Genomic DNA, 19,466 nt, shown 5'->3' with positions numbered 1-19,466 from the left:
GGGTTCAGTCGTGTTGTTTCTTGCGGCGCTTTTTGGCAGGCTTTATAGAAGGCTTAGTGGGTTTGGCTTTTTTAGCAGAACCCATTTTTTGTACCAACTCAAAATCAATCTTCTTCTCATCCAGATTAACCTGCACCACTTTAACTTTTACGCTATCACCTAAACGAAAACGGGTGTTGCTGCGCTCGCCTATTAAGCTATGGCTAGTCGGGTCAAAATGAAAATAATCCTGCCCTAAATTGCTGATATGTATCAAGCCTTCCACATAAATATCGGCCAACTCAACAAAAAAGCCGAACGAGGTAACCGCAGAAATAATCCCTGGAAACTCTTCGCCGATTTTGTCCATCATATACTCGCATTTCAGCCAGCTGATAACATCGCGGGTAGCATCATCGGCACGGCGCTCATTGGTGGAACAATGTTCACCTAACATCACCATATCAGGCACACCATAAGCGAAGCTGTCAGCGGTTTTTCCCTGTAAGGTATGGCGTATGGCGCGATGAGTCAGTAAATCGGGATAGCGGCGGATAGGCGAGGTAAAATGCGCATAAGCTTCCAGCGCCAGACCAAAATGACCTTTCAACTCTGGGCTATAAACTGCCTGCGACATAGACCGCAACAATACCGTCTGGATTAAATGCGCATCGGCGCGGCCTTTGATGCTATCCACCAGGTGCATGTAATCCAGCGGTGTAGGATTGGCACCACCGCCCATTGTTAAGCCTAATTCACCTAGAAAAGTTCTTAAATTTAAAATTTTATCAACGGTAGGGCCTTCATGGATACGGCGCAGATTAGGCAGCTTTTTCTTGCTTAAGTAACGGGCAGTCGCTGCATTGGCGGCAATCATGAATTCTTCAATCAGCTTGTGGGCATCATTGCGAACAGTGGGGACTATTTTTTCAATTTTGCGATCAGCACCAAAGACAATTTTGGTTTCCTGGGTATCAAAATCCATTGCGCCGCGTTGTTCGCGGCTGACACGCAACACTTTGTACAATGCGTATAATTCACGCAAATGCGGCAGCAAGGGTTGATAGTTTTTAATGAGTTCTTTATCGCCATCCACTAGAATTTTAGCGACATCTGTGTAAGTTAAACGGGCATGCGATTGCATGACTGCATCAAAAAACCGTGAGGAAATGACCTCGCCCAGCTCATCAAACAACAGTTCACACACCATGCACAAACGATCAACATGCGGATTGAGTGAGCATAAACCATTAGATAAAATTTCCGGCAACATCGGGATAACTTGCTCAGGAAAATACACTGAGGTGCTGCGGTTATGGGCTTCCTTATCTAATTCGCTGCCAATTTGCACGTAATGGGACACATCGGCAATAGCAACCAGCAATTTCCAGCCTTTCGGGGTTTTCTTACAATACACGGCATCGTCAAAATCCCGCGCATCTTCACCATCAATCGTCACCAAAGGAATTTTGCGTAAATCGGTACGGTTTTCCTTGGCTGATTCGGGCACTTCTGCAGTGAGTGGTTTGATTTCTTCTAACAACGCATCCGGCCAGACATGTGGCAAGTCATGCGAACGCAACGCCATTTCAATTTCCATACCGGGGGCAAGATGATCGCCTAATATTTCGGTAATACGGCCTATAGGCTGGCGTTGTTTAGTGGGTTGTTCAATAATTTCGGCGACAACGATTTGGCCTTGTTTAGCGCCAGCGATACCATCTTTTTGCAGCAAAATGGTTTGTGCGATGTTTTTCTTGTCGGGCACAACGTAAGTAAAACCGTTTTCCTGATACAGTCTGCCGACCACGAAATGGGTGTTACGCTCTAGAATTTCTACCACGGCGGCTTCACGACGGCCTTTTTTGTCGATGCCAACAATACGCACCATGGCGCGATCGTTGTGCAGCAATGGATCCATTTCTCGTGGCGATAAAAACAAATCATCCGAACCGTCATCAGGTTTAATAAAACCAAAGCCATCAATATGGCCGATAACACGACCGACAATTAAATCTTTATTGTTGACTTGGCAGTATTTTTGACCGCGATTGAACAATAATTGGCCGTCGCGCTCCATAGCACGCAGTCGGCGGCGCAGGGCTTCAAGCTGATCTTCATCGGTGAGGGAAAAAGCTTCAGAAATTTCGGTGCGCGACAGCGGTTTGCTGCGGTGTTCAATGAGTTGCAGGATCAGTTCCCGACTCGGAATCGGTTGTTCGTATTTTTCAGCTTCGCGCTGAGCGTATGGATCTTTAGCTGATGTAAAATCGAGCTCTTTTTTAGATTTTGGGGGCATTGATAGAACAGAGTAAGAAATAAGGGTAACAATTAGCGATAATTTGCATAAGTATTGTCTTGTTTAGATTAAGAAGGAATTCAATGGGTTAATTTTGTAATGAGGCACGCATAACCTAGATTTTATTTTCATCGGAAGTAACTATCCAGCCGTTAATTGAAAAGTAAGTATTCACTTCCCTCTTTGAAAAAGGGGGGGCTGAACAAATACATTGAAAAACACCTGTGCCAATAAGTCCGACACTCGTTGATAAGCATACGTTCATTCTGAATCCCTCGTATTTCATGGTCTAACGAGCGTTAGTTTTTAATGCCAATACCTTTGTGCAATAAAATTAAACTGATACTGGTTAAAACGACAATAAAACCGCCGGTCATGGCAAACGCCACGCGTATGTCAATATCGCTGATACCTATCAAACCATAACGAAAACTATTGATCATGTACAATATAGGGTTGCCAAGCGATATTTTTTGCCAGATACCCGGCAGCATATCGACAGAATAAAACACGCCCCCTAAATAACTGAGTGGTGTTAACACAAAATTGGGAATGATCGATATATCATCAAAGCTTTCTGCCAGCGTAGCATTGATAAAACCGGCCAGAGCAAACACTGTGGCGGTTAATACCGCACTGGATAGGGCAATAATAACATTGTTAACGGGAATATCGGTAAATATCTGTGATATTAACGCGACGGCTACGCCTACCAGCAAACCTCTGGCAATTCCGCCACTGATATAACCCCCTAAAATAACCCAGTTGGGCACGGGGGCTACCAATAATTCTTCAATATTGCGCTGGAATTTGGTGGAATAAAAAGACGATACCACGTTGGAATACGCATTACTGATGACCGACATTAAAATAACGCCCGGCACAATGTAATCCATATAGCTTGCGCCATGAATAGTGCCGATTCGATCGCCCATTAATTTGCCAAAAATCAAAAAATATAAGGCAGTGGTAATAGCAGGAGGCAGTAACGTCTGCGGCCAGATGCGTAGAAACCGGTAAATTTCTTTTCTAACGATGGTTTTAAAAGCAATCAGATGATTCATAAGCTAGCGCGTACGGGTTTGGAGTCAATTAAGTCCATAAATAACTGTTCTAACCGATTGGTTTTATTTTTCATGCTGATAACTTTAATATTCTGGGCGCTGAGCTGGGTAAATAACTGATTAAGACCGGCGGCTTTCGGCACCGCGACGTTAAGCACTTTACCGCTAATTTGCTCAATATGATAGCCGTCTAAATGTGGGATCGTGGTGACAGCTTCAGCCAAATCCAGTACAAAATGATCCAGGTTTAACCGCGCCAATAAACTGGCCATATCCGTATTTTCCACGATTTTGCCTTGATCAATAATAGCAATATTGCGGCACAGGCTTTCGGCTTCTTCCAAATAATGCGTGGTTAAAATAATGGTGGTGCCTTGGTCATTGACTTCCTTCATCAGCTTCCACATAGCACGGCGGATTTCTATATCTACGCCCGCGGTAGGCTCATCAAGAATCAGCAACTTAGGATCATGCACCATGGCACGGGCAATCATCACTCGGCGTTTCATGCCGCCGGAAAGCCTTCTGGAAACACTGTCACGCTTGTCCCATAAATCCATTTGCTTAAGACAGTATTCAGTGCGCTGCAAGGCAAGTTTACGCGACATGCCGTAATAACCCGCCTGATTGAAAACAATGGCTTTTACCGTATCAAATTGATTAAAGTTGATTTCCTGTGGCACCAAACCAATACAGCTTTTAGCTTTTTCGCGTTCGGTTTTTAAATCATGCCCAAATACACTGACTGACCCACTGGTAGGATTCACTAAAGAGCTGATAATGCCAATCGCACTGGACTTCCCGGCACCATTGGGACCGAGCAGAGCGAAAAAATCGCCGGCTTCCACGTCAAGATCGATGCCCTTGAGCGCTTCAAAGCCATTGTTATAAGTTTTTTTGAGATTACGTAGGGACAATGCATGCATATTAAAACTATTACTTAACGGAATCTCTTAAATAAGTTAAATTAATACCCGTCTCAAACAGTGGCTTCATTTAAGACGGCAGTTAAAGCCGTCGATTCTAGCAGAAACTACTAAATTTTGTAGTTAAAAACCGGATATGTCGTGTCAAAAAAAACCCCTGAAATTGTTGCCGCTGTTGATCTGGGTTCTAATAGCTTTCACATGATTGTATGCAGCTACAACAACGGCAGCCTACAAATTATTGATCGCCTGAAAGAGATGGTACGTTTAGCGTCCGGATTAGATAAAAAAAACGTGCTGGATACTAAAACGCAGGAAAGGGCTTTGGAGTGTCTGGAACGTTTTGGGCAACGTATCCGCGATTTTCCACATGGCAATGTGCGAGTCGTGGGCACTAATACCCTGCGTATGGCAAAAAATGCACCACAATTTTTACTTAAAGCCGAACAAGCCTTAAGCCATCCCATCCATATTATTTCCGGCATTGAAGAGGCGCGGCTGATATACATGGGCGTGGCATACAGTCTGGGCGGTAATGGTGACAAGCGTTTTGTGATGGACATTGGCGGTGGCAGCACTGAATGTATCATCGGTTCTGGTAATACGCCGCTAAAAAAAGAAAGCTTAAATATGGGCTGCGTCTCAATGAGCAATCAGTTTTTCAAGGAGGGTCGATTGTCCAAAAGTGCATTTACCCAGGCAACACTGTTTGCCGAGCAACGTCTGGAGCCTTTTGAAAAAGATTACCACAGTAAACATTGGCAACAGGCAATAGGCGCATCGGGTAGTTTGCGCTCAATTGCCAAAGTGTTGCAGGCCAAAAACTGGAGCAATAATGGCATCACCCGCGACGGCCTGGATCAACTGGTGGCTTACATGAACCAGTGTAGCCATGTCAATGAATTGAACCTGCCAGAATTAGATGCCGAACGTTTGCCGGTGTTTGCCGGTGGAATGGCAATCGTCTACGCTGCTTTTAAAAGTTTGCGTATTGAGCAAATGACTATTTCTGAGGGTGCTTTGCGCGAAGGCTTAATTTTGGATTTGCTAGGCCGCTTATATGATGACGATATCCGCTCGACCACAGTCTATGCGCTGGCCGAACGCTATCATACTGATCGAGAACATTCGGCGCGTATTCAACAAACGATTGCCGCCATGGTGATGCAGCTCAATAATGATATCCCGCTCTTCAAAAACAATATTGCCATACAATTTTTAAATTGGGCGGCGGCCTTGCATGAAATAGGCATGGATATTGCGCACAGCCAGTATCATAAACACAGTGCTTATATTATTGAAAATGGTGATTTAGCTGGTTTTTCCAGTCAGGATCAAAAAATGCTGGCCGCCGTGGTTAAAGCGCATCGACGTAAATTTTCCACGGTTAATTTCAGCGATTTACCTACGCCATGGGACGAGCAAGCTATTTATCTGAGTGTTATTTTACGGTTGTCGGTTGTGCTCCACCGTAATCGTTATGACCACAGCCTGCCCGATTTTAAAATAGCCTTAGTAAAAAATAAAATTCGGCTACAATTTCCTAAAGACTATCTATTGCAACGGCCTTTAACCCATGCTGATCTTGCTCAGGAAGCTGATTATTTTAAATCGGCTGGCTTCAAAATGGAGTTTTCATAAGCCTTGTTTATGAAAACATTATCACGTTTACTGCTATATGGCATGGCAACGCTGTTGCTATTGTGTGCGATATTGGTTTTTTTTGGAGTGGGTAACACACCTGATGTTGCCTTAAAGTGGACATTGACCCGTGCCGATATGGTAAGGGCACAAAAAATATTGCACGAAGGCTCTAAAACCAAACCCGACGAAATTGGGACGCTGGAGTTAACACGCGCTGATTTAAATCTGGCGGCCAATTATCTATTGAACCGCTACAGCAAAAGCGCGGTTAATATTTCCCTGAAAGAAAATAAACTGAAATTTATTGTTACGGCAACACTACCGGAAAATCCTTTTGGCAAATATCTCAATGTCACTTTCCGCTTAGGCAATGAAGACAACGCAGCTTTGCCCAGTCTCACCAAATTTAAAGCCGGTAAATTGTTGCTGCCTTCTAAGTTAGCGGCCTTTGTTATCAACAAAGTTATTGAACACAGCTCTTTAAAAGACTATTTTATTTTAGCCACCCATCCTATTCAGGCAGTCGACATAGGGGACAATAAAATCGTGATCACTTACCATTCCAATCGTGAAACCCTGGTTAAGGCGCGTGATTTATTGACGCATGGCACAGACAGCATTGCAATCAATCCCTATCAACAACAACTGCTGGATATTGTTGCTCATCATGATCCAAATTGGCGTTTGTCGCTGGCAGAATTGCTTAAACCTTTGTTTGCAACTGCCTATCAAAAATCTGCATTGGATACTGCCATTGAAGAAAACAAGCAGGTTATTTTTACTATCAATGATTATGTGAATAAAGAAGGCCAGCAAACCTTACCCAAGCAAATACTGGATACCACCTCCGTCAGGCAAACGTCGACGTTTTTATACAAAAGAATCGATTTGGCACAGCATTTTATTGCTTCGGCGGCTATTACCGCATCAGCCAATGGGCAATTAGCCAGAATGGTGGGCGAGGAAAAAGAACTCAGTGATGCCAAAGACGGCAGTGGCTTTAGTTTTGTCGATTTAACGGCAGATAAAGCCGGAACGCGGTTTGGAGAAATGGCTACGGCTTCCCCAGAAAGTGCCCGCAAGCTTCAAAAATTTATGTCGGAAATTAACGATTACCGTGATTTTATGCCTGACCCGACTGACTTACCTGAGCACATGGACGAAGCGGAGTTTAAAAAGCGCTATGGTTCCATACAAAGCCCAGTTTATAAAAACCTGGTTAAAAAAATAGAAACACGAATGGCCGCGTTAAAAATTTACCAGCCTGAGCAAAAATAGAGACGCGATAACGCGTCTCTAAAAATACGGCTACACACATACAGCGTTTTCATATCAGGTGAATAACATTAATTATTAGTAGTGGAGTACAAACCTAGGTTTGTATTCCCTCGAATATAACTAATCGATACTGAAAACGCTGAAAGACGGGACACTCAATAAGGCGCACCGGCCTTGTCGAAGGGCCTGAGGTGTACCGCTCATGGTTCGACAAGCTCACCACGAACGGCACACCTTCACCTGTCCCGCCTTAAGTTGGAAGCCCTAAAATAATTAATTAAAGGTACTGCCTGCTGTCTGGGGTAAAATCGGCATTTTTTGCACAGGGAATTCACCGGTCAAGGTATTCAAGAAGGCCACAATATCAGCGACTTCTGTATCCGATAAATCTTTGTTCAATTGGGTTTTGCCCATAATTTTAACAGCAGTATCCAAGGTTTTAACCGAACCATTATGGAAATACGGCGCAGTCAGTGCAATGTTACGTAAGGTTGGAACCTTCCAGAGATGTTCATCTTCAACTTTTTTACTGACTTCGGCTAAACCCTTATCCTTATTGAAATGATGTTGCGCTTCAAAAAAACCATTTTTAAAGGCAGGGAACTTCTGAAACACGCCCGGTCCATTAAACGCAGGACCGCTATGACAATTGGTACATCCCAATTCCGCCATTTTTTCCATGCCCCGAATCTGTTGTACGTTTAACGCTTCTTTATCGCCGTTAACAAACTTGTCATAAGGACTGTTAGGCGTAATTAAAGTTCTTTCATAAGCAGCAATGGCTTTGGTGGCGTTATCTTTAGAGATAGGCGCTGTCCCAAAGGCCGCATCAAAAGCTTTTTGATAGCCTTCAATTTTTTCTAAACGCGCCACCACCTCATCCCAGTCTTTCATGCCCATTTCGATAGGATTAGTAACGGGGCCTGCGGCTTGCGCCTCTAAAGTTGCAGCACGGCCATCCCAAAACTGAACGGTATTAAAGGCAGAGTTCCATACGGTAGGTGCGCTGCGTCCACCCGTTTGGCCATTAACACCCATAGCATTGGGTCTGTTATCCTCACCGCCTAACATAGTGTTATGGCAAGATGCACACGATACAGTACCGGTAGAAGACAGCCTTGGATCGTGGTACAACATTTGCCCTAAAGTGACTTTAGCCTCAGTGGTGGGATTATCAGCCGGAGCTGGAACAGTGGTTGGCAAGGCTTCCCATGCAGAACTAACGGAAATTGAACCCAGCAGAGCGATTGCTGTAACTAGCAAACGAATTTTAAACATACTACCCTCCAAAACGTATTATTAATTTATTGTATTTATGGTGGTTACGTTACACAGCTGCAAGACAGCTAAACGCCCTACACCCAACCGAATTGTAAAATATAAAACTAGCGAGGTATATCAAATTTCTGTAATGTTTTAAAAGACTAGTGGCTTTCCCTATAACGCAACAAAGACTTGGGAGATTTATAAAACCTGCCAAGCCTCATTGTATTTTTTGCTTCGTCTACAGCGCAGTAGATTAGGACACATACGTTATATTACGCCCTATCAACCTATATCACTGACTTTTACATGAGCGATTAAATCTCTAGCCCAATAATTACCACTGAGACTCGCCAGTTTCAGGATCATACATTTCATGCGTAATTTTAGTACGGTTAGCTATTAATTCTTCAATACTAGGCGAATTATTCATGGCGCGAGAAATAGCCAGCTTCATGGCTTCGTAATTAGTGCGGTACAGGTCTTTGCGGTCTAATTCCGGATTAGTAGCGCATTCAGGTGCAATCCAGAGCATGGCAATAATACACAAGTCATTGGCTTGATCAGCAGGGATAACACCGGCAATCACGCTGTCTAATACAGCATCGGCAACCGCAGACTGTACCGGCCCACCAAACAAATTGATATAAGCACTCGATTTCATAGTGACTTTAGGCACAATGATCGTTGCCGGTTTAACTTGTTGATTACATGCACGAATAGCGAACATGCGCGTATGGCCTTCGGTTTGCCCCATTAAGTTAGCAAACGCATGGCCAGCAGGGCCTTTAACGCTGCCGATCAGTATTTCCGGCATAGCATCGGTACCTTGGCCGTCACTTGCAAATACGGTTGCTTCACCGGTTCTAAACCAAATTGTATCTGACATTGCATATTCCTATTTAAAGAGAGAAGAAGAGCGCATTCTATGATGGATAAACCCGAATGAGCAACCATCAATCACTCAAGCACAATTCCGGCAAAGCTTTTAGATGATCTTAACGTAGGCTACTTTTTACAGGTTATTAATGCTCACGCATCTTCTTTTACTAAATACTTCAAAAATCAATGCAAAATTTTTTCTTCAAACTGGCGCATACGCATCATGAACGTTGATTTTCTTATTATCGGCCAAGGCTTAGCGGGCAGTTTATTGGCATGGGAACTCATGCAACGTGGCTGCACAGTGCTTATTACTGATAATGGCAAAGAAAATGCGTCGCAAGTTGCCGCTGGATTAATTAATCCTATTACCGGTATGCGCATGGTAAAAACCGACGATATCGACACCTTATTACCCGCCGCAAAAATGCTTTATGCAGAATTGGCCCGTTTTTTTCAGCAGCCGTTTTACATAGAAAAGCCCATGCTGCGGATTTTTCGCAATGTCAGTGAGTGCCATTACGGGTTAAAGCGCAGTAATACAGCGGACTATCACCCTTATCTTAACGACAATAAGCTGGGCATTGTCCCTATCGATCACCTTCAAACGCCGCTGGGTTATCTTGAGCAAAAGCAAACCGGCTACCTGTTAACGTGTCCGTTACTTAAGTGCCTCAAAGATTTCTTTATTGCCAATAACACTTATCAAGGTGCCGTCTTTAATTACCAAGACCTTCAACTTACCCCAGATTTACGCTGGCACAATTTAAACCCAAAAATGATTATTTTTTGTGAAGGTTATCTCGCTATGCAAAATCCCTGGTTTTCTTGGTTGCCCTTTCAACCGGCAAAAGGCGAGATTTTAACGCTGCAATATCCGACATTCTTACCGGATAAAATACTCAACTACGGCCAGTGGTTGATTCCCTTAAACAACCAGCATATTCGTGTGGGCGCAACTTTTGATAGAAATCATATCAATTTACAACCTACTGTTACTGGCAAAAACAGCTTACTGAAGGAGCTCCAGGTGATTTCCCCCAGCCTATCAACAGCAACACTCATTAGCCATCAAGCTCATATTCGGCCATGCACCCTAGACAAACAACCGTTCATCGGCCATCATCCGCACCATAAAAAATTGGCTATTTTTAACGGATTTGGTGCAAAAGGTAGCTTGTACATACCGTGGTACAGCAAGCTATTTGCTGATAGCCTGTTAAACAATACTCCACCACCCTGCCCTATTGCGCGCCATTATGAAACGCATTTTTCGGGCTATCCCTTTAAGCTAAGATAAGTCTTAGCAGTTGGGGTAAGGCATCAAACCCCAACGATACGGCACATCATGTATTTGGGACCCTGAACGGCCCCAACAAGTTTAGTAACGCGCACGAAATAACTTGAGCAAGTTCATGCTTCGACAAGCTCAGCACGAACGGGAGCGGTGTTTTATGTGGTTCAACTTATTTCGTGCACGTTACTTAATGTCTGCTCCACAAGCTTTTGTGATTAATAAAATTAACGGCAGCTTACCGATTTTAACGGTGGCTTAATTACATTTTATTAATGTAGGTGTACGATACACGGGTTAGCATTAAAAACACTGCCACCCAGTACCCCACAAAAAGGCTATGAAGGCTATGGAGGATTTATTATGAAAGAATATGACTCGGTACGTGAGCAACTATTTGAAATGCTGGAAGAACTTGACGATCGACTAGGCAAAATTACCGCTGACGTTCAGCATATTGATGAACCGTTGGCACAAGATTTTGAAGAACAAGCCACTCAAACTGAAAATGACCAAGTGCTGGATTTTTTAGGTAACTCCGCGCGGATACAACGAGAAATGATAACTCAAGCCCTCGCCCGCATTGATAAAGGTGAATATGGCATTTGTGAACTGTGTGGTGAAACCATCAGTCAAGAACGTTTAAAAGCCATTCCTCATGCCAGTATGTGCATTAAATGCGCTAGTCAGCCAGGATGTTAAACCTGGGCATTGGATTTTCATCTTGCTAGCAAAGTTACGTCTCTTTCAGTCTACACACTCAACTCATTTACCATTATGTCCTAAACAAAAAACCGCCTAAAGCCACCTCTAGACGGTTTATGCAATAAAAGAGATCCCAAATAAAGATTATTCGTATAACTTGAAAAGGTATACATCAAACTCTTTGCTAAGTAATTTTAGAGCTTTTTAGTTTAAAAAACCTTAACTGCCCGTACTGCAAATGAACTGGTTTTTACAAAGTTACCCTGAGTACCGCTAGCACTCGTTCCATTGTTAATGTTTTGAGCCCATGCGTTAGCTGCACTGGCTGCTGTAGAACTCCAATAGTTAGTTCCCGTAACACTTACAGCAGCTTTTTGTTCAAACAGCAATTCCAGCTCGGTTTTTGTCGGCAAATGCCAACCTGTTCCATGAGCGTTTGCTGCAATAATTGCGTTGCTCCATGTAGCACCGGTATCATCTGTCAAGAATGCTTCTAAGCCATGCTCGCCAGTAGCATCTACATAATAGACTTTACCGCCTGAAGGTCCTGTGCTGCCAATAGTGTAAGTAGTGCAAGCTGACCAGCTAGGTATGCCACTGCAAAAATGCAAGGTTTTGCCGTTAATACTAGGTTTAGGCAGCATTGTCCACTGGGCACCATTCCAATACTGTATATCACCGGATGCCGTGCCTACAGGGAAAGAACCTACAGTGCCTGGTACGCCTTGAAGGCCTTGAAGGCCTTGAGGACCAACTGCGCCAGTGTCACCTTTAACACCGGCTGCCCCCGCTGGACCTTGCGGCCCTGTTAAACCTTGAGCACCTGGTGCTCCGTCTTGTCCATCTGCACCTGCTGGACCTTGAGGACCCTGCGCACCGTCTTGTCCATCTGCACCATCTGTGCCATCTTGACCATCGGCACCATCTGTCCCCGGTAAGCCTTGTTCACCCGTCAATCCTATGTCACCTTTATCGCCAGTAAGACCTATTGGCCCAATCTCACCTTGAATACCCGGTATACCCTGCGCACCGTCTTGTCCATCTGCACCTGCTGGACCTTGGGCACCTGGTGCTCCGTCTTGTCCATCTGCACCTGCTGGACCTTGAGGACCCTGCGCACCATCTTGCCCATCTGCACCATCTTTTCCAGGTAAGCCTTGTTCGCCCGGCAAGCCTATGTCACCTTTATCGCCTTTATCACCTGTAAGGCCTATTGGCCCCTGCAAACCTATTGGGCCGACCTCACCTTGAATACCCGGTATACCTTGATGCCCCGTTAAACCAGTAAGTCCTATTGAACCCGGTAGACCTATGGGTCCCTGTAAACCCATAATACCCTGTATACCTTGGGCACCCGTTAAACCAGTAAGTCCGACTGCACCTGGTATGCCTTGAGCTCCCGCTGAACCAGCAGGGCCTGTTAGACCCATAGGACCTTGTGCGCCTGTCTCACCCACAGCCCCAGATGGCCCTTTCAAAACAATTTCAATATACGCAGGATGACTGGTTTGAAGAGATTCTTTGCTATCTAAAGTAAGGGATACCGGCGATATACTATCTGGCTCCAGTGCAAGACCGTGATTATTTGCTGGAAAACCCACCCAATCCGCTACCATTGCGGTAACATCAAGACCGTAATATCTATTGCCGCTATTGGCACTGATGGTAGCGCTGGTTGCAGAGAGTGAGCTAAAAGGGAATACCGGTGCATTCGCAGAGGTAACAACCGTTTCAGTCCATGACGCAGTAATAGGGCTAGCTTGCAGTTTGCCGCCAGTCGGTACTGTTTTTACATAAAACACCAGCGTCGCTTTCGCAATATCTTCAGGCTTAATACCATCTGGCAGGGTAGATAAATCAAAATTCATCAACCCCGTGTTGGTAGCGTTAATATTAATAGTAACCAATGTACCTGCATTTGCAGCAGCAATATTAGTATCAGCAATAATGGGGGCAATAACCGCTTGTGCGGCCAATGGGCTAAGACTAGCCAACAAAATAGCAAGGCGGAGAGGATTTAGGGCAAAGTTCATGGTAATCACCGTTTTATAATTATATAAGGCTTAAAAAATTAGGCAGATAAGCCTGTTTTAATATTGAATTTAACGCGTGTCTTTGCGCCATAACCGATCAACCCTAGCAAGGTTAAAGTTAGCGCTTCGGGTGCGGGCACACTGGTAGCAGTATCCGCAGTAAGAATATCTACCGCCCAATGGCTACTGCCGCCACCACCCATTGTTGTAAAGGGAGTAGGATCAAATGAAGCCAAAACATAATCATCAGCAAACCCTTCGGACAAATAAGTGCCTACAGCAATATTGTCAAATTGGGTTAAGGCCAAAGTGTAAGTACCGGCCAGGAGCGTGCCGTAATTGGCAATAATGGATTCTTCACTTTCATTCTTCCCGGAAGTGTCTTTTATCAATGCACCGCTCTCATCAAAAATCGCCAAATAGGGATTGAAACCGCCACCACTTATGAGATTTCCTGCTGCGTTAGTAGCACCCAGTAAAGAGAGCGTGTGGATCGTTAATGCTGTTGAATCAGATGCCAGGGAGAAATTAAAAAGCTGTACATCATTGTCATAGGTAAAATTGCCGGTAAAACTAAAACTGTTAGCCATAGCTGATTGGCTGCACAACAGTAAAGTGGCGAGCTTGACAACTGTAATCGAATGTTTTGTTAACATAAAAATGCCTTTTGTATTTAAATAGCCAGAAAGAATTTTGAATCTTTCAAAAGATCAAGCACTTACCATGCCACTGCAAAAAACAACGCCAACAAATTGATTTTAAATTACTTTATCTTTCAAATAGCCCTAATAACACTAAGCTGTGTTATGACAAGAATTGTCTCCACATGACAAAATATGCCCAAGCAAGCCGAAGACAGCACACAGGAGTATCAAAATTTTAGGCATTACAAAGGAAAGGATTTGTCTTCAAAGGCGGGGACAATAAACACAATAACCGTTAAGACTGAGGAGCCTAAATCAATGCCAATTACTAAGCGATTTATCAGCTTAAACCCATAGTATGTTATTATTGCCACTCTAGTTTTTATGTTGACTGCTGTATGACCTGCTTCCCTGAACCTACACAACTGATTGATCGTTTTGGTAGGGCTGTGACTTATTTAAGAATTTCCATCACCGATCGTTGTGATTTTCGCTGCGTGTACTGCATGGCCGAAGACATGACATTTCTGCCGCGCAACCAGATTTTATCCTTAGAAGAAATTTATACGCTGGCGAAAGCCTTTGCCGAACTGGGCGTAACAAAAATCAGAATAACCGGCGGCGAACCGCTGGTCAGAAAGGGTGCGCTGGAGTTAATGCAACAGCTGGGTAGCATTGAAAGCTTGCATGAGCTGGTGATAACTACCAATGGCTCCCAGTTGGAAACAATGGCAGAGCCATTAAAACAAGCAGGATTAAAACGCATTAACATCAGCTTGGATACCCTCGATGCTGACAAATTTAAAGCGATTACCCGTACTGGCGATTTGCATCAAGTGCTGCGCGGTATTCAAGCCGCTAAAACAGCGGGGTTTGAGCGTTTAAAAATTAATGCTGTCATCCTTAAAAACCGCAACCACATGGAAGTCACCGATCTAGTTCAGTTTGCCGTTGATCAGGGCATTGATATCAGCTTTATAGAGGAAATGCCGTTAGGTATCATTGATGAGCACAACCGCTCTGAAGCCTATTACCCTAGCGATTTAATCCGGGCTGATTTAACCGAAAAATTTTCCTTAATCGCCACGACTGAAAAAACCGGCGGGCCTTCGGATTATTTTAAAGTGGCTGATACCCAAACCCGTGTCGGTTTTATCTCGCCACACAGTGCTAACTTTTGCAGTACCTGCAATCGCGTACGATTGACTGTTGAAGGACGCTTATTACTTTGCTTGGGCAATGAGCATTCTGTTGATTTAAAACACGTCATGCGTACCCATCCAAATGACATGATGGCTTTAAAACAAGCCATTGTTGACGCCATGCGGATTAAACCCGAAAAACATGAGTTTAATATCCACGAGCAGCCCGTTATATTGCGACACATGAATATGACCGGCGGATAATATTTACCTGACAAAGCGTTGCCTAAGTAAATATTGTTTCCCGTTTTTCTACCTACCGAATGCGTAGCACCGAGCTGTTAATCACAGACCGCGTTGCCACATATTTCAATTCCTCATTCATTTAGCTCATAAAGGTTTTCTTTCATGTCTTTTTCACAACTGGGTTTAATCCAGGAACTTCTTACCGCTGTCGCCGAACAAGGCTACACCACGCCCACTCCCGTACAACAACAAACCATTCCACTTATTTTGGAAGGCCGCGATGTACTGGCCGGCGCACAAACCGGTACCGGCAAAACCGCCAGCTTTACCTTACCGTTACTGCAACTTTTAACTGCTTCAACAAAAGTACACCATAGCTCACGGCCAGTACGTGCCGTTATTTTAACGCCTACCCGCGAATTGGCTGCGCAGGTACATGAAAATGTTAATACCTACGGAAAAAACCTGTCGTTACGCGCCGAAGTGATTGTCGGCGGCGCTAGCATTATTATGCAGGCCCGTAATTTACGTAAAGGCTGCGATATTATTGTTGCCACGCCAGGTCGGTTAATTGATCATCTCCAGCAAAGAAATGTTAATTTAAGCCAAGTGGAAATACTGGTATTGGATGAAGCTGATCGTATGTTGGATATGGGATTTTTACCGTCTATCCGTCAGATTATGAGCTCGCTACCTAAGCAACGCCAAAGCTTGTTATTCTCGGCAACAGTGCCTAATGCCATTAAAACATTGGCTGCAACAGTACTTAACAATCCCGTTGAGGTTGCAGTCGCCAAGCAAAATGCTACTGCTGACAATATCTCCGAGCGCGTTTACGGTATTAATCGTGAGGATAAACGTGCGCTATTATCGTACTTGATAGGCAGTAATAACTGGCAACAAGTATTGGTGTTTGTACGCACCAAGCACGGTGCTGACCGCCTGGAAAAACAACTGATTCAAGATGGCATACGCAGTACGGCCTTACACGGCGATAAAAGCCAAGGCGCACGCAATAAAGCGTTGGAGTATTTTAAAACCGGCAAAGCGACGGTAATGGTAGCAACCGATGTCGCAGCACGCGGCTTGGATATCGATGATTTACCGCACGTCGTTAATTTTGATTTGCCGCAGGTGCCGGAAGATTATGTCCATCGCATAGGCCGCACAGGACGCGCGGGCGCTAAAGGTGAAGCCTTGTCGTTGGTGTGCCCGGATGAGGCGCATTTACTGGTAGAAATCGAAAAAATCCTCAAACGCACAATACCGCGTGTGGTTGATACAGGTTATGAACCGGTATCACTCAAGGTAATTGATGCACCCAGAAAACAACCCGCCAAACCCAACGGCAAGAAAGACTTACGGCACACTAAAAAACCCAGTGATCGTAATGCCAGAGCGGCTGCACATAAATATGATGACCCTAAAAGACCACAACGTGCTAAACCTCAGGCTTCTCGCAGCCGTTAGGTTTTTACCGATCCGAAGTTATAGTAATCTTGCTTAAATCCCCAACCAATTTTGGGGTTTTAAATACTCCTCGTACAACACTGCTTCTGGCGTTCCGGTTTCGGGATGCCAGTTATAACGCCAGATAGCCGCAGGTGGCATGGACATTAAAATAGATTCGGTCCTACCCCCCGATTGCAAACCAAATAAAGTGCCCCGATCAAATACCAGATTAAACTCCACATAACGGCCACGTCGATATAATTGAAAATCACGTTCCCGTTCTCCATAAACCGTATTTTTGCGTTGTTGCACAATCGGTAAATAAGCTTTCAAAAAATGATCACCCACACTTTGCATAAACGCAAAACACGGTTCAAAACCCCATTCATTCAAATCATCAAAGAATAAACCCCCTGCACCACGGGTTTCATCACGGTGTTTTAAATAAAAATACTCATCACACCATTTTTTATAGGTGGGGTAAACTTCGTCACCAAACGGCTGGCAAGCTGCAAGGGCCGTTTGATGCCAATGGATAACATCTTCTTTAAACGGGTAATACGGCGTTAAATCAAAACCACCGCCAAACCACCAAATGTCCGATTCACCGGCTTTTTTGGCGATAAGAAACCTAATATTGGCGTGTACAGTAGGTACATAAGGGTTATTAGGGTGCATTACCAACGACACCCCCATCGCCTCAAATTCCCGGTTAGCCAGTTCAGGGCGTTTGGCCGTCGCGGACGGCGGTAATTGAAAACCCGATACATGGGAGAAATTAACCCCGCCCTGTTCAAAAACCTGGCCGTTGCTGATAACACGCGTTCTGCCACCACCGCCTTCAGCACGTTGCCATAAGTCCTCAATAAAGCGTGCTTCGGGCTCTTCACCTTCTAGGCTATTACAAATATTATCTTGTAAGCTGAGCAAATAATTTTTTACCCGGTCAATAGTGTTATCCATAGCTTGTCATTTGATGTCGTGTTGAGTAAGAAAAAAGCGAATAATATCACTTCTAGCGTGATTGCCATTATGCGCCGAGACTAGCCTGAAAAAATTTATCTGGCTTGATTTACATCAATTTGCCCTGATTTTAATGGATGACTACCGCTTGGTTGTATAATTAAGCATTTTCAGCCATTACGCCAAAATCTCATGTCCACCGTTAATTCCGATAAACTTTCCAGTGCGCGTTTTGCACAAGCCACCGATGCCTTTGTTGAAGTCTTCACCGCTTCTGTCGATTTTGACAAACGTATGGCAGAGCAAGATATACAAGGTTCTATCGCTCATGCCACCATGCTCAGTGCTTGCAACATAATCACTAAGCAGGAATGCGCCAGCATTATAGAAGGCTTGGATCGTATCCGACTGGAAATCAGTAGCGGCCAATTTGTCTGGTCGATCAAGCAGGAAGATGTCCACATGAACATTGAAGCCCGCTTAACCGATTTAATAGGCATCGCCGGTAAAAAACTGCACACCGGACGCTCGCGTAATGACCAGGTTGCCACCGATATTCGCTTATATTTGCGCAGCGAAATTAACTGTATTAACGCTCAGCTCATCCGCCTGCAAAGTGCTATTTTAGACTTGGCCGAGCAAAACGCCGACACCATTATGCCGGGGTTTACCCATTTACAGGTAGCCCAGCCGATTACTTTTGGACATCACCTGATGGCCTGGTTTGAAATGCTCAACCGCGATTATGAACGCCTGCAAGATTGCTGCAAGCGCATCAATATTATGCCTTTAGGCTCTGCGGCATTGGCGGGCACCAGCTACCCGATTGACCGTTTTATGACCGCAAAATTACTGGGGTTTAGTAAGCCTTCGGCCAATTCGCTGGATTCGGTCAGTGATAGGGATTTTGCCATTGAATTTACCGCCGCTGCCAGCTTGATCATGATGCACTTGTCGCGGTTTTCGGAAGAACTGATCCTGTGGTCTAGTGCCCAGTTTGATTTTATTGATATCCCCGATGCATTTTGTACCGGCTCATCCATCATGCCGCAAAAGAAAAACCCTGACGTACCAGAACTGGTGCGCGGCAAATCGGGCCGCGTCACAGGGCATTTGGTATCGCTATTAATGCTGATGAAAAGCCAGCCACTCGCCTACAACAAAGACAACCAGGAAGATAAAGAACCGCTGTTTGATACCGTGGATACCATCGTCAACTGCCTGCGGGCGTATGCCGATATGATGCCGCACATCACCCCCAAAAAAGCCAATATGTATAATTCCGCAAAACGGGGCTTTGCAACAGCGACCGATTTGGCGGATTATCTGGTACGTAAAGGCATGGCGTTTCGAGATGCCCATGAAGTGGTCGGTTTAGCGGTGCGTTTAGGTGTAGAGACAGGTCGTGATTTAGCTGAACTGGCATTAACCGAATTACAGCAATTTTCGGGATTGATTAGCGAAGATGTTTTTGAATATTTAACACTGGAAGGCTCGGTAGCTGCGCGTAGCCATATTGGCGGTACTGCACCGGATACGGTTAGGGCGGCTATTGCTACAGCAAGAAAAAATTTGGCCGACTTGTCTAAAAACCAACAATGGCCAGATTAGGTTTGAACGACTACAGATAAAACTATGGGTGAAACTATTCA

The 19,466-nt window shown here is 44.5% G+C and carries 15 protein-coding genes; 7 read left to right on the top strand and 8 right to left on the bottom strand.

What is annotated here, in order from left to right; all coding sequences use genetic code 11:
- Nucleotides 1-4: 4 nt before the first annotated feature.
- From rnr to ACHZC4_RS04895, 3 genes are all read right to left on the bottom strand, one after another.
- On the bottom strand, nt 5-2,278 hold the full coding sequence (rnr, locus tag ACHZC4_RS04905; protein ID WP_394752706.1) for a ribonuclease R: 2,274 nt from the start codon (nt 2,276-2,278) through the stop codon (nt 5-7).
- A gap of 299 nt (nt 2,279-2,577) precedes the next feature.
- Nucleotides 2,578-3,342, bottom strand: coding sequence for an ABC transporter permease (locus ACHZC4_RS04900; protein WP_394752705.1), 765 nt, complete (start codon nt 3,340-3,342; stop codon nt 2,578-2,580).
- Nucleotides 3,339-4,268 carry an ABC transporter ATP-binding protein gene (locus tag ACHZC4_RS04895; protein ID WP_394752704.1) on the bottom strand — a complete coding sequence of 310 codons (930 nt, stop codon included), beginning with the start codon at nt 4,266-4,268 and terminating at the stop codon, nt 3,339-3,341. The genes ACHZC4_RS04900 and ACHZC4_RS04895 overlap by 4 nt, the downstream gene beginning before the upstream one ends.
- 141 nt (nt 4,269-4,409) lie before the next feature.
- Here ACHZC4_RS04895 and ppx point away from each other — a divergent pair, with 141 nt between their 5' ends.
- Together ppx and ACHZC4_RS04885 are read left to right on the top strand one after the other, a co-directional pair.
- Nucleotides 4,410-5,909 carry an exopolyphosphatase gene (gene ppx, locus ACHZC4_RS04890; RefSeq protein WP_394752703.1) on the top strand — a complete coding sequence of 500 codons (1,500 nt, stop codon included), beginning with the start codon at nt 4,410-4,412 and terminating at the stop codon, nt 5,907-5,909.
- A gap of 9 nt (nt 5,910-5,918) precedes the next feature.
- Nucleotides 5,919-7,190 (top strand): hypothetical protein, encoded by a 1,272-nt coding sequence (locus ACHZC4_RS04885; RefSeq protein WP_394752702.1) that lies wholly within the window; start codon nt 5,919-5,921, stop codon nt 7,188-7,190.
- A gap of 273 nt (nt 7,191-7,463) precedes the next feature.
- Here ACHZC4_RS04885 and ACHZC4_RS04880 read toward each other — a convergent pair whose 3' ends face one another.
- Both ACHZC4_RS04880 and fae read right to left on the bottom strand, forming a co-directional pair.
- On the bottom strand, nt 7,464-8,468 hold the full coding sequence (locus ACHZC4_RS04880; protein ID WP_394752701.1) for a cytochrome-c peroxidase: 1,005 nt from the start codon (nt 8,466-8,468) through the stop codon (nt 7,464-7,466).
- 322 nt (nt 8,469-8,790) lie between these two features.
- Nucleotides 8,791-9,342: a formaldehyde-activating enzyme gene (gene fae / locus ACHZC4_RS04875; protein WP_394752700.1), complete on the bottom strand. Its 552-nt coding sequence runs from the start codon at nt 9,340-9,342 to the stop codon at nt 8,791-8,793.
- Nucleotides 9,343-9,558: 216 nt separating this feature from the next.
- Between fae and ACHZC4_RS04870 the strand changes: the two genes are divergently transcribed.
- The gene (locus ACHZC4_RS04870; protein WP_394752699.1) at nt 9,559-10,635 is read left to right on the top strand and encodes an NAD(P)/FAD-dependent oxidoreductase; all 1,077 of its coding nucleotides are present in this window, start codon (nt 9,559-9,561) and stop codon (nt 10,633-10,635) included.
- A gap of 357 nt (nt 10,636-10,992) precedes the next feature.
- Nucleotides 10,993-11,331 (top strand): TraR/DksA family transcriptional regulator, encoded by a 339-nt coding sequence (locus ACHZC4_RS04865; protein WP_394752698.1) that lies wholly within the window; start codon nt 10,993-10,995, stop codon nt 11,329-11,331.
- A gap of 212 nt (nt 11,332-11,543) precedes the next feature.
- Here ACHZC4_RS04865 and ACHZC4_RS04860 read toward each other — a convergent pair whose 3' ends face one another.
- Nucleotides 11,544-13,367 (bottom strand): DNRLRE domain-containing protein, encoded by a 1,824-nt coding sequence (locus tag ACHZC4_RS04860; protein WP_394752697.1) that lies wholly within the window; start codon nt 13,365-13,367, stop codon nt 11,544-11,546.
- A gap of 38 nt (nt 13,368-13,405) precedes the next feature.
- On the bottom strand, nt 13,406-14,023 hold the full coding sequence (locus ACHZC4_RS04855; RefSeq protein ID WP_394752696.1) for a DVUA0089 family protein: 618 nt from the start codon (nt 14,021-14,023) through the stop codon (nt 13,406-13,408).
- A gap of 386 nt (nt 14,024-14,409) precedes the next feature.
- Here ACHZC4_RS04855 and moaA point away from each other — a divergent pair, with 386 nt between their 5' ends.
- Together moaA and ACHZC4_RS04845 are read left to right on the top strand one after the other, a co-directional pair.
- On the top strand, nt 14,410-15,417 hold the full coding sequence (gene moaA / locus ACHZC4_RS04850; protein ID WP_394752695.1) for a GTP 3',8-cyclase MoaA: 1,008 nt from the start codon (nt 14,410-14,412) through the stop codon (nt 15,415-15,417).
- Nucleotides 15,418-15,561: 144 nt separating this feature from the next.
- The gene (locus ACHZC4_RS04845; RefSeq protein ID WP_394752694.1) at nt 15,562-16,869 is read left to right on the top strand and encodes a DEAD/DEAH box helicase; all 1,308 of its coding nucleotides are present in this window, start codon (nt 15,562-15,564) and stop codon (nt 16,867-16,869) included.
- A 33-nt stretch (nt 16,870-16,902) separates the two neighbouring features.
- On the opposite strand, the gene hemF is transcribed toward ACHZC4_RS04845, so the two are convergent.
- Nucleotides 16,903-17,814, bottom strand: a complete 912-nt coding sequence (hemF, locus tag ACHZC4_RS04840; RefSeq protein ID WP_394752693.1) for an oxygen-dependent coproporphyrinogen oxidase — start codon at nt 17,812-17,814, stop codon at nt 16,903-16,905.
- A gap of 192 nt (nt 17,815-18,006) precedes the next feature.
- On the opposite strand from hemF, the gene argH reads away from it, so the two are divergent.
- The gene (argH, locus tag ACHZC4_RS04835) at nt 18,007-19,425 is read left to right on the top strand and encodes an argininosuccinate lyase (RefSeq protein WP_394752691.1); all 1,419 of its coding nucleotides are present in this window, start codon (nt 18,007-18,009) and stop codon (nt 19,423-19,425) included.
- Nucleotides 19,426-19,466: the final 41 nt, after the last annotated feature.

The sequence above is a fragment of the Crenothrix sp. genome, from assembly GCF_043729335.1.
Lineage (GTDB): Bacteria > Pseudomonadota > Gammaproteobacteria > Methylococcales > Methylomonadaceae > Crenothrix.
This window is presented reverse-complemented; position numbering and strand designations above follow the sequence as displayed.